General features: G+C 70.9%; 13 protein-coding genes. 8 read left to right on the top strand and 5 right to left on the bottom strand.

What is annotated here, in order from left to right; translation table 11 throughout:
• Window positions 1-81: 81 nt before the first annotated feature.
• Together C4V41_RS21615 and C4V41_RS21610 are read left to right on the top strand one after the other, a co-directional pair.
• Entirely contained in the window at window positions 82-549 is a 468-nt protein-coding gene (locus C4V41_RS21615) for a Dps family protein (RefSeq protein WP_103957695.1), read from the top strand.
• A 473-nt stretch (window positions 550-1,022) separates the two neighbouring features.
• Complete coding sequence (locus tag C4V41_RS21610) at window positions 1,023-2,045, top strand: alkaline phosphatase PhoX (RefSeq protein WP_103957694.1); 1,023 nt, start codon at window positions 1,023-1,025, stop codon at window positions 2,043-2,045.
• 205 nt (window positions 2,046-2,250) lie between these two features.
• On the opposite strand, the gene C4V41_RS21605 is transcribed toward C4V41_RS21610, so the two are convergent.
• Window positions 2,251-2,871 (bottom strand): TetR/AcrR family transcriptional regulator, encoded by a 621-nt coding sequence (locus tag C4V41_RS21605; protein WP_103957693.1) that lies wholly within the window; start codon window positions 2,869-2,871, stop codon window positions 2,251-2,253.
• An 89-nt stretch (window positions 2,872-2,960) separates the two neighbouring features.
• On the opposite strand from C4V41_RS21605, the gene C4V41_RS21600 reads away from it, so the two are divergent.
• A complete protein-coding gene (locus C4V41_RS21600; RefSeq protein WP_103957692.1) occupies window positions 2,961-5,120 on the top strand; it encodes an MMPL family transporter in 2,160 nt (719 codons plus the stop codon).
• Here C4V41_RS21600 and C4V41_RS21595 read toward each other — a convergent pair.
• A complete protein-coding gene (locus C4V41_RS21595) occupies window positions 5,089-6,000 on the bottom strand; it encodes a bifunctional helix-turn-helix transcriptional regulator/GNAT family N-acetyltransferase (protein ID WP_200824125.1) in 912 nt (303 codons plus the stop codon). The two genes, C4V41_RS21600 and C4V41_RS21595, sit on opposite strands and share 32 nt — an antisense overlap.
• A gap of 31 nt (window positions 6,001-6,031) precedes the next feature.
• On the opposite strand from C4V41_RS21595, the gene C4V41_RS21590 reads away from it, so the two are divergent.
• The gene (locus C4V41_RS21590; RefSeq protein ID WP_160150351.1) at window positions 6,032-6,934 is read left to right on the top strand and encodes a lactonase family protein; all 903 of its coding nucleotides are present in this window, start codon (window positions 6,032-6,034) and stop codon (window positions 6,932-6,934) included.
• Between the two features lie 52 nt (window positions 6,935-6,986).
• Window positions 6,987-8,321 (top strand): N,N-dimethylformamidase beta subunit family domain-containing protein, encoded by a 1,335-nt coding sequence (locus C4V41_RS21585; RefSeq protein ID WP_103957689.1) that lies wholly within the window; start codon window positions 6,987-6,989, stop codon window positions 8,319-8,321.
• Here C4V41_RS21585 and C4V41_RS21580 read toward each other — a convergent pair.
• Window positions 8,309-9,772 (bottom strand): FGGY family carbohydrate kinase, encoded by a 1,464-nt coding sequence (locus C4V41_RS21580; protein WP_103957688.1) that lies wholly within the window; start codon window positions 9,770-9,772, stop codon window positions 8,309-8,311. The two genes, C4V41_RS21585 and C4V41_RS21580, sit on opposite strands and share 13 nt — an antisense overlap.
• Window positions 9,773-9,902: 130 nt before the next feature.
• Between C4V41_RS21580 and C4V41_RS21575 the strand changes: the two genes are divergently transcribed.
• Complete coding sequence (locus C4V41_RS21575; RefSeq protein ID WP_103957687.1) at window positions 9,903-10,928, top strand: 6-phosphofructokinase; 1,026 nt, start codon at window positions 9,903-9,905, stop codon at window positions 10,926-10,928.
• Between the two features lie 169 nt (window positions 10,929-11,097).
• On the opposite strand, the gene C4V41_RS21570 is transcribed toward C4V41_RS21575, so the two are convergent.
• Window positions 11,098-11,838 carry an MHYT domain-containing protein gene (locus C4V41_RS21570; RefSeq protein ID WP_235030317.1) on the bottom strand — a complete coding sequence of 247 codons (741 nt, stop codon included), beginning with the start codon at window positions 11,836-11,838 and terminating at the stop codon, window positions 11,098-11,100.
• A gap of 137 nt (window positions 11,839-11,975) precedes the next feature.
• Entirely contained in the window at window positions 11,976-12,839 is an 864-nt protein-coding gene (locus tag C4V41_RS21565; protein WP_235030288.1) for an MHYT domain-containing protein, read from the bottom strand.
• Between the two features lie 112 nt (window positions 12,840-12,951).
• Here C4V41_RS21565 and macS point away from each other — a divergent pair, with 112 nt between their 5' ends.
• Both macS and C4V41_RS21555 read left to right on the top strand, forming a co-directional pair.
• Entirely contained in the window at window positions 12,952-14,052 is a 1,101-nt protein-coding gene (gene macS / locus C4V41_RS21560; protein ID WP_103957685.1) for a MacS family sensor histidine kinase, read from the top strand.
• Between the two features lie 9 nt (window positions 14,053-14,061).
• Complete coding sequence (locus tag C4V41_RS21555) at window positions 14,062-14,709, top strand: response regulator (protein ID WP_103957684.1); 648 nt, start codon at window positions 14,062-14,064, stop codon at window positions 14,707-14,709.
• Window positions 14,710-14,733 lie beyond the last annotated feature (24 nt).

The following is a 14,733-nucleotide window of genomic DNA, read 5'->3' as shown; positions in this document are numbered from 1 at the left end:
CACTCCGGAGGGTCGGAAGAACCGCAGGCCCCAAAGCGTTCTAAATAGGGAAAAGTCCGACCAAAGGGGAGGAACTCCGACATGGCTACGATCACCGGTCCGCTCCAGGGCGATGCCAGGAACACCGTCGCGGAAGCCCTGCAGGGAGCACTGGTCGATCTGATTGACCTCTCGCTCGTCGCCAAGCAGGCGCACTGGAACCTCATCGGACCCCACTTCCGCCCGATCCACCTCCAGCTGGACGAGCTCACCGACCTGGCCAGAACCCACATGGACACCATCGCCGAGCGCGCCGTCGCCCTCGGCGTCAACCCGGACGGCCGTTCCGCCACGATCGCCAAGTCCACCCGGCTTCAGCAGCCCGAGGGCGGCTGGCTGGAGGACGGCAAGGTCGTGGCGACCGTCACCGACATCCTTGACGGCATCAGCAAGCGCATGTACGAGCGCATCCGGGCCACCGACGAGCCCGACCCGGTCTCCCAGGACTTGCTCATCGCCGTCGCGCAGGACATCGACAAGCAGCACTGGATGTTCCAGGCCCAGCGCTGAGGTATTGCGACAGGGTCAGTGCTGAGGCATTGCGACAGGCCCAGCGTAGAGGCGCCGTGACAGCGTCAGCGCTGGGGCATCGCGACAGCCCAGCATGGAAGTACCGCGACAGGCCCGGGTCCGTGGCCCGGGCTTTCGCATGCCGTCGGCGTGTTCGCGTCCGCCACGGTGATATCACCGCCTCCCGGTTCCAACGGGAGGCGAAAGGGGCCCCACTGTCACGGACCGTCACGAGGGGACCGGCCGCTTGATCCAGGCGCGGCAGGCAACGGACCCGGGGTGGTGTTCCTGGTACGGGACGCCGGAGCGGGTTCGCGGTCCGGCCGGGTGCCGGTCGCAGACGTACGGACGGTGACCGTACGGCTGCCGGGAGCGGTGCGGGTTCCGGGGTTTGCGCAGAGTTTGATGTCGCGAGTCCCTGCCATTCATGTCGGTGCGGTCGACTAGCGTGGCACCTAGAGGGAGGCCCCACGATGTCCCACAAGACTCTCCTCCGCACGGGCCCGCTCGTGCCGGGCGGCGTCAGCCCGTACGGACCGCTCGGCCTGTCAGGCGAGGGCGCACTCGCGCTGCCCTCCGGGTTCACCGGCCGGGTGGTGGCCCGTTCCGGCCACAAGGTGGCCGGGCTGACCTGGCACGCCGCCCCCGACGGCGGTGCCTGTTTTCCCGACGGCGCCGGCTGGATCTACGTGTCCAACTCCGAGCTGCCCCTGCTCGGTGGCGCCTCGGCGGTGCGCTTTCGCGCCGACGGCAGTGTCGCCGACGCGTACCGGATCCTGTCGGGCACCGATCTCAACTGCGCGGGTGGCGCCACGCCGTGGCACACCTGGCTGTCGTGCGAGCTCGGCCACCGGGGGCGCGTCTTCGAATGCGACCCCTACGGCGCCCGCGCCGCCCGGCCCCGACTGGCCATGGGCCGCTTCAAGCACGAGGCCGCCGCCTGTGACCCGGAGCGGCGCGTGATCTACATGACCGAGGACGAGCCCGACGGCTGCTTCTACCGGTTCCGGCCCGGCGACTGGGGTGACCTGACGGAGGGCACGCTCGAAGTCCTGTGCTCCTCGGGCGACTGGCGGCCGGTGCCCTCGCCGGCGGCGCTGCTCAAGGCAGCCCGCCACCAGGTCGAGGACGCCCGCCACTTCGACGGCGGCGACGGGTGCCACTACGCGGGCGGGGTCTGCTACTTCACCACGAAGGGCGACACCGGCCTGTGGGCCTACGACGCCCAGACCTCCACGCTTGACCGGCTCTGCGAAGGCGTGCGCGCCATTACCGCCGCCCCCTCCGGAGACCTCTACGTCGCCAGGGAGTGCAACGAGATCGACGTCATCGCGCCGGACCGGGCGGTGACCCCGTTCCTCAGGCTCGAAGGGCACGACGGGGCCGAGCTGACCGGGCTGGCGTTCTCACCGGACGGGGAACGGCTCTACTTCTCGGCCAGGCGCGGCCGCACGGAGGGCCACACGTTCGAGGTGACCGGCCCGTTCCGCACCTGACCGGTGAGGGAGTCGCCCATGACCGCCAGGACCGCCCCTGACCGACCCGAAGGCCGCGCCTGACCGGATCGGAGGTCGGACCCTGGCCGCTCAGGTCCGCGCCTGACTGGCCCGGCCTAGCGCGCCTGATCGACCGGCGCCGTGTTTGGCCGGCCTGAAGGCTGCACCCTGTCCGCTCAGGGTCGCATCTGGCCGGCCCGGAGGCTCAGGTGAGATAGCGCACCAGTACCGTCTTCAGTTCCGCGATCAGCTCGGCGGCTCGCTCCGGCGAAGGCGAAGGCGAAGGTGAAGGTGAAGCCGCCGAGGTGATCATCGGCATCACTGCCTTCACCACGGCCAGCGCCATCGTCCCGGTCAGCGCGGCGCGCTCCTCGGACAGTTCGGGCGAGCGCCGCCGCAGCATGGCCGCGATCTGCCGGGCGATGTCCTCGTGCAGCCGCCGCGAGGCCGCCGCGAACCGGTCACCGGTGGCGGTCCCGTACAGCAGCGACCAGTACGCCGGCGACTCGCTCTTGAACCGCACGCTCTCATCCACGAGCTGCCCCACCAGCGCCTCCAGCGGCACCTCGGGCGTGACGGCGGCCAGCCGGGCGGCCCAGAACTCCTGGCGGTCGACGGTGTAGCGGGCCACCAGCCCGTCCAGGATCTCCTCCTTGTTCCGGAAGAACTGGTACAGCGACCCCGGCGACATCCCCGCCCGCGCCGCGACCTGGTTCGTCGTCAGCTCCGGATAACCGACCTCGGCGATCAGCGACTCGGCGGCGTCGAGGATCTCGGCCATGCGCTTCAGGCCGCGCGCCTGCCGACGGACCGTGCGTTCAGCCATGGGTCTCCTCGTTGACAAATACGAGCTTTTACTTGTATTTCTGGAACGGACAGAAACACGAGTAGTTTACCGAGTTTTCGGAGATCGCCATGACCCTGGTGGAACGACCGGCCCTGCGCAGGCTCGGATTCCTCCTCGTACGCCGCCGCAAACTCGTCCTCTCCCTCGCCCTGGCCCTGCTGGTCGTCGCAGGCGTGCTGGCGGCCGGGACGGTGTCCGGGCTGTCGCTGTCCAGGTTCGAGGCGCCGGGCTCGGAGTCCGACCGGGCGCAGGCCGAGCTGGCCGAGCGGTTCGGTACGGGCAGCCCCGACATGATCTTCCTGGTCACCGCCAGGACCGGCACCGTGGACGACCCGGCGATCGAGGCCGCCGGCAGGGAGCTGACCGCCAGGATCGGCCGCGCGGAGGGCGTCGCCGAGGCCGACTCCTACTGGACCCGGGGCCGGCCCGCCACCCTGCGCAGCGAGGACGGCAGGCGTGCCCTCGTCGTCGTCCGCATCCCCGGCGACGCCGGCCACGTACGCTCCCAGGTGCTGCCCAGGCTCGTCCCCGAGATCACCAAGGGCACGGCCCTGCTCGACGTCAGGGCCGGGGGAGGGGAAGAGGTCTTCCGCGAGACCGTGCCCCTGGCCAGGCAGGACTTCGTCCGCGCCGAGCTGATCATCTTCCCGCTGGCCTTCGTGCTGCTCTGGCTCTACCAGCGGCGCGCCATGGCGGCCCTGGTGCCGATCCTGGCCGGCGTGTACGCGATGGTGCTCGGCCTGGCCCTGCTCGCCGGTGTCCTGCCGTTCGCCGACATATCGACCTTCGCCCTCAACCTCACCCTCGCCATGGGACTCGGCCTCGGCATCGACTACTGCCTGTTCGTCGTGCAGCGCTTCCGCGAGGAGACCCGGCGCGGCGCGGACCGGGCCGCCGCGGTCGCCGGGGCCGTCGAGCACGCGGGCAGGACCGTGCTGTTCAGCGGCCTCACCGTGGCCTCGTCGCTGGCCGTGCTGTTCGCGCTGCCCTTCGACTTCCTGCGCTCCTTCGCCTATGCCGGCATCGCCGTCGTCGCGGGCGGCCTGGTCGCCGCCGTCATCGTGCTCCCCGCCGTACTCGCCACGATCGGGGGCACCCTCCTGCCCAAGAGCGACAGGCCGGAGCGTTCTGAGGGCTTCTGGCATGCTCTGGCCCTCGGTGTCATGCGCCGGCCGGTCCTGTCCGGCGGGCTGGCCACGGTGCTGCTGCTGGTGCTCGCCGCACCCTTCCTCGGCCTGCGCTTCGGCGTGGCCGACGACCGCATCCTGCCCCCGGAGGCCTCCTCCCGGCAGACCCAGGAGATCATCCGCCAGACCTTCCCGGCGGAGGAGACCGACGCCATCCAGCTCGTGTCAAAGACCACGGGCGACGTCGCCGGGTACGCCACCGCCCTGTCCCGCCTCCCCGGCGTCGCCCAGGTGGACTCGCCGGCGGGCTCGTACGCGGCCGGCGCCCGCGTGGCCGACGGCGACCCGGCCAGATTCGAAGGAGAGGGCACCTGGCTGTCCGTGGTCCCCTCCGCCGCCGCCCTGGCCGACGACCCCGTACGCCTCGTCGAAGCCGTACGCTCCGTCGAACCTCCCTTCGAGGTCCTGGTCGGCGGCTACCCGGCCGAGCTGGCCGACTACCGCGCCTCCGTCGTGGACCGCCTCCCCCTGGTGCTGGCGCTCATGCTGGGCGTGACGTTCGTGATCCTGTTCCTCATGACGAGGAGCGTCATCATCCCGATCAAGGCGACCCTCCTGAACGTCCTCAGCCTCGCCGTCATGTTCGGCGCTCTCGTGTGGATCTTCCAGGACGGCAACCTGTCGGGAGTGCTCGGCTTCACCGCGACCGGCACGCTCGACCCCAGCATCCCGATCCTCATGCTCTGCGTCGCCTACGGCCTGTCCATGGACTACGAGGTGTTCCTGCTGTCCCGCATCAAGGAGGAGTACGACAGGACCGGCGACACCGAGCAGGCCGTGGCCGCCGGACTGCAGCGCGGCGCGCCGCTGATCACGGCGGCCGGTGGCATCCTGGCGCTCACGTTCGCCGCCTACGCCACCGCGCGGGTGTCGTTCGTGCAGATGCTGGGCGTCGGCATGGCGGTGGCGGTGCTGGTGGACGCGACCGTGATCAGGGCCGTGCTGGTGCCCAGCCTGATGCGCCTGGCGGGCCCGCTCAACTGGTGGCCCCGGAAAAGGAGAACCACCACTAGAGATCTCGTGACCACATCTGCTCGATGACCTCGATCCCGTTCTCCATCCCCATCTCCTCCGAGTCCAGCTCGAACCCGGCCGCCTCGTAGATGCGCCGCGCGCTGGCCAGGCAGTCGCGCGTCCACAACACGATCCGCTTGCACCCCTCGGCCCGCGCGTGCCGCAGGCACTCCTCCACCAGCCGCCGCCCGAGCCCCAGCCCCCGGGCGGACGGCTCGACGAGGAGCATCCGCAGCTTGGCCGTCGTCTCGTCCTGCCGGACGAAGAACACGCACCCGGCCCGCTCCCCGTCCACCTCGGCGATCCAGCCGGCGTCGCGGGAGAAGTCGAGGTCGCCGACGATCCTGGAGACGAGCCGCTCGAAGTCGGTGCCCCAGCCGTACTCGGCGCCGTAGAGCACCCCGTGCCGGTAGACCACCCAGCCCAGGTCGCCGGTGCGCGGGGGCCTGATCACGTACGGCTCCCGCGCCGGCCCCTCCCCGAGCAGTGCCCGGATCGCCGCCATGCTCGACACCAGCCGTTCCTGGTCCTCCTCCGCCAGCCCGGACAGCAGCCGCCCGATCTCCTCGGCGGAACGCCTGTCGAGCGCCGCGAAGACCTCGGCCCCCGCCGGAGTGAGCCGGACGAGCTGCTTGCGCGCGTCCGACGCCGAACGCTCCCGCGCGACCAGCCCGTCGGCCTCGAAACGGGTCAGGAGCCGGCTGAGGTAGCCCGCGTCCAGGTCGAGCAGGCCCCTGAGCTCGCCGGTCTCCATGAACTCGCCCTGCGCGAGCTCGAACAGCACCCGGACCTCGGTCAGCGAGTAGGGCGAGTCGAGCATCCCTGCCTGGAGCGCGCCGATCACCTTCGTATAGAACCGGTTGAAGCCTCTGACCTCAGAGACTCTTGCTTCTGTCAACGAACTCATTGCCTTAGTCAACCATAGGAGGAACGCGCCTGTGAAGCGTGTGCACATCGGCGGATACGGCCCGGGCATCGTCACCATCGGCGGCGGCCTGACCCGGGTGACCTCACCGTCGTTCCTCGCCGCCCATCCCACCCTGCCCGTCCTGTACGCGGTGGGCGAGCTCGAACGCGGCTGGCTGACCGCGTTCGAGGCCGGCCCGGAGCCGCGCCCGCTGGACGAGCGGCCGAGCGAGGGCGACAGCCCCTGCCACGTGGCCGTGGCCCCCGGCGGCGACCTGCTCGCGGCGGCCAACTACGGCGACGGCACCGCGGTCGTTCACCACCTCGACGAGCGGGGCGCGTTCACCGGCGAGCCGATCGTGCTGCGCCACGAGGGCTCGGGCCCGGACCCCGACCGCCAGCGGGGCCCGCACGCCCACCAGGCCGTCTTCCACGACGGCGTCCTGCACGTCTCCGACCTCGGCACCGACGAGATCCGCCGCTACGACCTCGACGGCACCCCGCTCAAGCCGATCCCGCTGCAGCCGGGCTCGGGCCCGCGCCACTTCGCCTTCTCCGGCTCACGCCTGTACGTGGCGGGCGAACTGGACGGCACCGTCACCCTCATCGACGGCGAACGCCGCACGATCGTCCCCGCCTCCCGGAGCCAGGGCCCGAACGCCCCCTCCCACCTGCAGCTCGACGGCGACCTCGTCTACGTCGCCAACCGCGGCCCCGACTCGATCACCGTCCTGCGCGCCGCCGACCTGTCGCCGGTGGCCGAGGTCTCCTCGGGCGGCCACTGGCCCCGGCACTTCGCCATCGACGGCGACCGCATGTACGTGGCCAACCAGCACTCCGGCACCGTCACCCTCTTCACCCTGCGCGACGGCGTCCCCGAGCCTGCGGGAGAGGAGTACGAGGTGGAAAGCCCGGCCTGCGTGCTGATCATGTAAGGAGTTCGTCAAGTCGCGGCTGACGAGGGCGCGCGATCATGACCATGGGCTCGTGCGTAAGATCATGCTCGCCCTCGTCCTGCTGGCGTCCGGCTGCGGCGAACCACCCGTGGCCGCGCCGCCGGTACGGACACCGACCGCCACGGCGCCGGCGGTGGACGTACAGGAGTCGTGGCGGATCACCCGCCACGGCGCCGACCACGAGATCGAGGGCTACGCCGACCGGGTGAGCGTCCTGCCGGGCGAGCGGTTCGGGCTGCGCGTCTCCACGACCGCGCCGCGCTTCTCCGCCCGCGCCTTCCGCATGGGCGCGAACCCGGCCAAGGTCTGGGAGTCCGCCCGGGTACGGGGCGTGCGGCAGGCGCCGATGCGGATCACGGGCGGCATGGTGACGGCCGCGCACTGGAGACGGTCTCTCACGGTGGACACCACGGGCTGGCCCGAGGGCGCGTACCTCATCCGGCTCGACGCCTCCACCGGCGCCCAGCGCTACGTCCCCGTGACCGTGCGCTCGGCCTCCACCGCGGGCCGCGTGGTGATCGTCAACGCGGTCACCACCTGGCAGGCGTACAACCTGTGGGGCGGCCACAGCCTCTACCAGGGCCCGGCGGGGTACGCCGACCGCTCCCGCACGGTCACCTTCGACCGCCCTTACGACGGCACCGGCGCCCGGCTCTTCCTGGACTTCGAGAAGGAGGCGCTGGCGGTGGCCGAGCAGAGCGGCGTGCCGCTGGCGTACCTGACCAGCCTGGACCTCGAACCGGGCGCGCTGGACGGCGCCCGCGCGGTGGTCTCGCTCGGCCACGACGAGTACTGGTCGCCCGCCATGCGCAAGGCCGTCACCCAGGCCAGGGACCACGGCACCAACCTCGCCTTCCTCGGCGCCAACGCCGTCTACTGGCGCATCGGCCTGCACGGCAGGAAGGTCGCCTGCGACAAGGAGCGCCTCTGCGAGCTGTGGCGCGAGTCGGAGCCGGAGAGCGCGCTGGTGGGCCAGATGTACGACTGCTTCCCGGCCGAGGGCGTCTACCGGGTGCGCAGGCCCGGCCACTGGATCTTCGCCGGGACGAAGGGGCGGCGCTTCCCCGGGCTCGTGGGCGTGGAGACCGACCGGGTGTCGCCGGGCTCGCCCGGCAACGTGAAGGTGCTGGCCGAGTCGCCGTTCTCGTGCGGCGGCCGGTCGAGTGTCACGCACAGCACGTACTACACCGCGCCGAGCGGGGCCGGGGTGTTCGCCTCGGGCACGATGCGCTGGGTGTGCGCGCTGAAGGGCAGGGGCTGCGGCCACGGCGTCACCGGGCCCGCCGCCGCCTTCACCCGCCGTGCCACCGTCAACCTGCTGACCAGGTTCGCCAAGGGCCCGGCGGGAGACCCTCAGGAGCGGTGAGACATGGCCAGCTCCACGGCCGCCCGCCACCGCTCATAGGCCGCGTCGTCCCGCTCGCCCGGCTCGAACCGCCGGTCGAGATGCCACGTCTTGCGCAGCTCGGCCCGCGACCCCCACACGCCCGCCCCCAGCCCGGCCAGGAACGCCGCCCCGAGCGCCGTCGTCTCCTGGACGGCGGGCCGCTCCACGGCCGTGCCGAGCTGGTCGGCCTGGAACTGCATGAGCAGGTCGTTCGCGCTGGCCCCGCCGTCGGCCTTGAGCACCGGCACGGACCCGCTCGTCATCGACTCCACCACATCGCGCACCTCGAACGCGATCGCCTCCAGCGTGGCCCTGACCAGGTGCGCCCGCGTCGTGCCGCGCGTGAGGCCGCTGATCAGCCCCCGCGCCTCGGGGTCCCAGTGCGGCGCCCCCAGCCCGGTCAGCGCGGGCACGAACACCACGCCGCCGCTGTCGGGCACCGTACGCGCCAGGGCCTCCGACTCCGGCGCCGTCCCGATCAGCCCGAGCCCGTCGCGCAGCCACTGCACCGCCGCGCCGGTCACGAAGATCGACCCCTCCAGCGCGAACGTGCGCTCGCCGTCCGGCGTCTGCCAGGCCACCGTGGTCAGCAGCCCCGAGTCCGGGCGGACGATCTCCCCGCCCAGGTTGGCCAGCACGAACGAGCCCGTGCCGTAGGTGCACTTCACGTCGCCCACGTCGAAGCACGTCTGCCCGAACAGCGCCGCCTGCTGGTCGCCGGCCACCCCGCTGATCGGCAGTTCGAGCCCGAGGAACGCCGACGGCTCGGTGTGCCCCAGCGGCCCGTAGTTGGGCACGATCTCCGGCAGTGCCTCCATCGGCACCCCGAACAGCTCGCACAGCTCGGGTTCCCAGGCGCCGGAGCTCAGGCCGTACAGAAGGGTGCGTGAGGCGTTGGACGGGTCGGTCACGTGCCGCGCGCCCGCCGTGAGCCTGGCGATCAGGTAGGAATCCACCGTCCCTACGGCCACATTTCCGGACGTGACGCCTTCCCACACCCCGGGGTCGTGCCCGGCCAGCCAGGTGAGTTTCGTCGCGGTGAAGTACGGGTCCAGGCGCAGCCCGGTCAGCTCCGACACCCGCCGCTCGTGCCCCGCCGCGCGCAGCCGCCCGCACACCTCGGCCGTGCGGCGGTCCTGCCAGACGATCGCCCGGCGCGGCGCGGCCAGCGTGCGCCGGTCCCACAGCACGGCGGTCTCACGCTGGTTGGTGAGGCCCAGGCAGGACGGCTCGGAGGAGGCCCCGCGCAGCGCCGTGGCGCAGGCCGCCAGGGTGGCCTGCCAGATGTCCTCGGGGTTGTGCTCGACCCGGCCGGGCCGGGGAAAATGCTGGGCGAACTCCTCGTACCCCTTGGATGTGATCTGCCCGTTCTCGGCGACGATGAGCGCGGTGACCCCGGTCGTCCCGGCGTCGATGGCCAAAACACTCACGAAAAATCCTCCTGCCGAGGGTTTGTTTTGCGAGCCTGGCGTTTGGTCTAGACCACTCCCTGTGAGGGCGGGCACAATGCGAGTCTGACATCAAGGTCTGGTTCGTGACCCCTATCGGGAGGAACCCGCCATGCGCATTGGAGTGCTCACCGGAGGCGGCGACTGCCCCGGCCTCAACGCCGTGATCAGGGCAGTGGTCCGTAAGGGGGTGAGCGTCTACGGACACGAGTTCGTCGGATTCCGCGACGGCTGGCGCGGTCCCCTGGAGGGTGACACGATGCCCCTCGACATTCAGGCCGTGCGGGGCATCCTGCCACGTGGCGGGACCATTCTGGGCTCCTCCCGCACCAACCCGATAAAGATCGAGGGCGGTGTCGACCGGATCAAGGAGAATCTGCTCGCCACCGGCGTCGACGCGTTGATCGCCATCGGTGGCGAAGACACCTTGGGCGTCGCCAAACAGCTCTACGACCGCGAGGTCAACGTCGTGGGCGTGCCCAAGACGATCGACAACGACCTTTCGGGCACCGACTACACCTTCGGCTTCGACACCGCGGTCAACATCGCGATGGAGGCCATCGACCGGCTGCACACCACGGCCGAGTCCCATCACCGCGCGCTCATCTGTGAGGTCATGGGCCGGCACGCGGGCTGGATCGCCCTGCACGCGGGCATGGCGGGCGGCGCCAACGTGATCCTCATCCCGGAGAAGCCGTTCGACATCGACCGGGTCTGCGAATACGTGGAGTCGCGCTTCCGCACCCGCTACTCGCCGATCATCGTGGTCGCCGAGGGAGCGCACCCGATCGAGGGCCAGATGGAGCTGCAGGCGGGCACGCTCGACGCCTTCGGCCACGTCCGGCTGGGCGGCATCGGCGAGGTGCTGGCCAAGGAGATCGAGAAGCGCACCGGCAAGGAGGCCCGCACCACGGTGCTCGGCCACATCCAGCGCGGCGGCACCCCGACGGCCTACGACCGGGTGCTGGCCACCAGGTTCGGGCTGCAGGCCATCGACGCGGCCCACGAGGGCGACTACGGCAAGATGGTCGCGCTGCGCGGCACCGACATCGTGCGCGTCGGCCTCGACGAGGCGACGGCCGAGCTCAAGACCGTGCCGGTGTCGCGTTACTCGGAGGCCGAGGTGTTCTTCGGCTGAGGCTGAAGCCGGGGCCGGGGCCGGCTGAAGCTGGCTGAAAGCGGCCTGCAAGCGCGTGGCCGTACCTTCAGGACAGCGGGGTCACCGCTACGACCCCCCTCAGGGTACGGCTTGCGCCGCAGCGAGTCGGCGGCCCACCTTGCGTCGCAAGCCGTACCTAGGAGATAGCTCAACCGCGGGGCGTGCCGAAGAGATCCACTTCCGGCGCGCCCTCGTCGCGTCCGCGCAACCGCTCCCTGAACTCGGCCTCGCTGCGCAGCTCCTTCTCCGTCGGAGACAGGATGACGGTCAGCAGCAGCCCCACCGTGATCACACTGATGCCGACGATGAGCGGCAGCAGGAAGTCGATGGCCTTGGCCCCCTGAACGGGCACCATGTCCGCGTGCGCCGACACCGACAGCGAGAACATCCCCGTGTAGTGCATCCCCGAGACCGCCACACCCATGACCAGCGCCGCACCGCCGATCTTGAGTGCCCCGCTGACCCGTATCGTGAACCACAGCGCCACCGTCGCCGCCACCACCGCGATCAGCACGGACAGTGCGACGACCAGCGGGTCGTAGGAGACGAGGGCGGACATGTTCATCGCGTACATGCCCAGGTAGTGCATGGACGCCACGCCGAGCCCGGTCAGCAGGCCGCCGCCGAGCAGGAAGACCGATCGCTCACCGCCGTGGGCGGCGAGGAAGAGGCCCATCGCCACGAACACGACCGCGATGAGCGCGGACAGGGCCGTGAGCGGCACGTCGTAGCGGATGACCGAGCCGCTCACCGAGAAGCCCAGCATGGCGATGAAGTGCATCGTCCAGATACCCGTGCCGCCGATCGCGATGGCCGCCCCGACGAGCCAGAACTTGGCCTCACGCCCCCCGATGAGCCGGGCTCTGGACGTCAGTAACAGCCCGAGCATGGAGCCCACGCTCGAGATGATGTACGCGGTCACGGGCGTGAAAAGCCCAAAAGAAAAATGGTCGATCGGCGACATAACCCCACCCATCCCTTACGCACCGATAAGGGAGTATGAACAGGGAGTCGCCGCGTGCGCAACTACCTTCTGCGAACCTGCATCGCCTGCTGGCGCGGCAATTGCGTCACGGGAGCGGGGTAGGCGAGCTGTTGCTCCTGCTGGTTCGTACGGCGCCGCAGCTCCAGCCTGGCGACGAGCTCCGCGTCCTCGTGCAGTTCCTCCTCCGAGGGCGACAGGATCACCATGAGGAGCATGGTCAGCGTGATCAAACTGATAACGGTCATGAGGGGCACGAGGAAGTCGAGGGCGTCGGCGCCCATGACCATGCCGGGCTCGGCATCGACCGTGACGTGCATGGCGTACATGCCGGTGTAGTGCATGCCGGACACGGCCACGCCCATGACGAGGGCGGCGCCACCGATCCAGATGGGCTTCTTGACCCGCAGGGTGAACCAGAGCGCGACCGTGGCGGCGACCACGGCGATGGCCACCGAGGCGGCCACGGTGACGCGGTCGTAGCTGACGTGGGCGGACATGTTCATCGCGTACATGCCCAGGTAGTGCATGGACGCCACGCCGAGCCCCGTCAGCAGGCCGCCCCCGAGCAGCGCCAGGACCCGGCCGCGGCCGTAGGAGACCAGGAACAGGCCGGTGCCCACGACCACGATGGCGACGAGCGCCGAGGCCGCGGTGAGCCAGACGTCGTACTTGATCTGGGTGCCCTCCACCTGGAAACCCATCATCGCCACGAAGTGCATGACCCAGATGCCCGTGCCGCCGATGGAGATGGCGGCCCCCAGCAGCCAGCGCACCCGCGCGCCGCCCCGGGAGGCGTGCGCCTGCGCGGTGAGCCGCAGGCCGAGCATCGACCCGATGGTCGACATCACGTACGCGAGCAACGGTGTCAGCAAACCGTAGGTGAAATGATTCACGGCGGTGGTCATCTATCGGTTCCTTGTATTTAGGGGTTCACGGATTGTGCCATCTCGGACATCCGTTTCGCATGGATACTGCAACTATCTGTCAACTTGACTGTCGGGAACATGAGAAGGGCTCATGGCTATCGAGGGGCCGTTCTGGCGGGCGATCGCCGTCTTCCGCGTGGCGTCGCTGGTGTACGCGGCCGTGCTCATGTTCCAGTACCGCGGCTACGAGGAGCCGGTGCTCGGCTGGCTGGTGATCGGCGTGATGGCGCTGTGGACGGCGGGGGCCACGTTCGCCTATTCGGTGGCCGCGCTGCGCCGGTGGCCGCTGCTGGCGATGGACCTGCTGGTGGCGATGGCGTGCCTGCTGGCCTCCCCGTATGTCGAGGGCGCCAGTCAGGGCGCGGCGGGGATCATGCCGGTGCCCGCGACCTGGGTGGCGGCGCCCGTACTGGCCTGGGCGGTGCACGGCGGCCGGCGCGCGGGCGCGGTGGCGGCGGCCGTCGTCGCGGCGGGCGACCTGTGGCTGCGCGTCCGCGCGCCCGACGTGCCCATCCTGATCAACGGCGCGGTGTTGCTGTTCCTGTCAGGGGTCGTGGTCGGGCACGTGGCCCGGCTGGCCAAGCAGGCGGAGGCGCGCATGCAGCGGGCCATCGAGATGGAGGCCGCCCAGCGCGAGCGCGAGCGCCTGGCCCGCGATATCCACGACTCGGTCCTGCAGGTCCTCGCCCTCGTGCAGCGGCGGGGCCGGCAACTCGGCGGCGAGGCGGCCGAGCTGGGGCGGCTGGCCGGCGAGCAGGAGGCGGCGCTGCGCGAGCTCGTCTCCGCGGGCCCCGCGCCGCCGGAGGGCACGACCGACCTGCGCACCCTTCTCGCCCGGCACCGCTCGCCCGAGGTGACGATCTCGACCCCCGCCACGCCCGTGCTGCTGCCCGCCGAAGCGGCCGGGGCGGTCGCGGCGGCCGTCGGCGCGGCCCTGGACAACGTGCGCGCCCACTGCGGACCCGGGGCGCGGGCGTGGGTGCTCGCGGAGTCGGACGACGGCGCGGTCACGGTCGGCGTCAGGGACGACGGGCCCGGCATTCCGGACGGGCGGCTGGCGGAGGCGCACGCCGCCGGGCGCATGGGCGTCGCCCGCTCCATCCGGGGCCGGATCGCCGACCTGGGCGGGACGGTCTCCATCGTGAGCGTCCCCGGCCAGGGCACAGAGGTCGAAATCAGGCTGCCCGTCTAGAGTTGCGGCATGGTGGTGCGGGTCATGGTGGTGGACGACCATCCCATGTGGCGTGACGGGGTCGCCAGAGACCTCGCCGAGGCCGGTTACGAGGTCGTCGCCACCGTGGGGGAGGGGCGGCAGGCGGTCCGGGTGGCCGCGGCGGTGCTGCCCGACGTCGTGGTGCTCGATCTGCGGCTGCCCGACATGCCGGGCCCCGCGGTGGCCGCCCGGCTGGCCGGGGTGGAGCCGGCGCCCAGGGTGCTGGTGTTGTCGGCCAGCGCCGAGCAGGACGACGTCCTGGAGGCCATCAAAGCTGGCGCGTCAGGATATTTGGTCAAATCGGCGAGCCGGGAGGAGTTCCTCGACGCCGTCCGGCGCACCGCCGATGGCGACGCCGTGTTCACGCCTGGCCTGGCCGGGCTCGTGCTCGGCGAATACCGCCGGCTGGCCGCCCGTCCGGCCCACGCCGCCGAGACGCCGCGGCTGACCGAGCGCGAGACCGAGGTGCTCAGGCTGGTCGCCAAGGGCCTGTCCTACCGGCAGATCGCCGAGCGGCTGGTGCTCTCCCACCGCACCGTGCAGAACCACGTCCAGAACACTTTGGGCAAGCTGCAGTTGCACAACCGGGTGGAGCTGGTGCGATATGCGATAGAGCAGGGCCTCGACGCGGACTAAACTCGATGGGTCACGACGTTGCGA

It is taken from the genome of Nonomuraea solani, assembly GCF_900108335.1.
In the GTDB taxonomy this organism is placed as follows: domain Bacteria; phylum Actinomycetota; class Actinomycetes; order Streptosporangiales; family Streptosporangiaceae; genus Nonomuraea; species Nonomuraea solani.
Note: the sequence above shows the minus strand (reverse complement) of the source record. Positions and strands in the feature narration are given on the sequence as shown.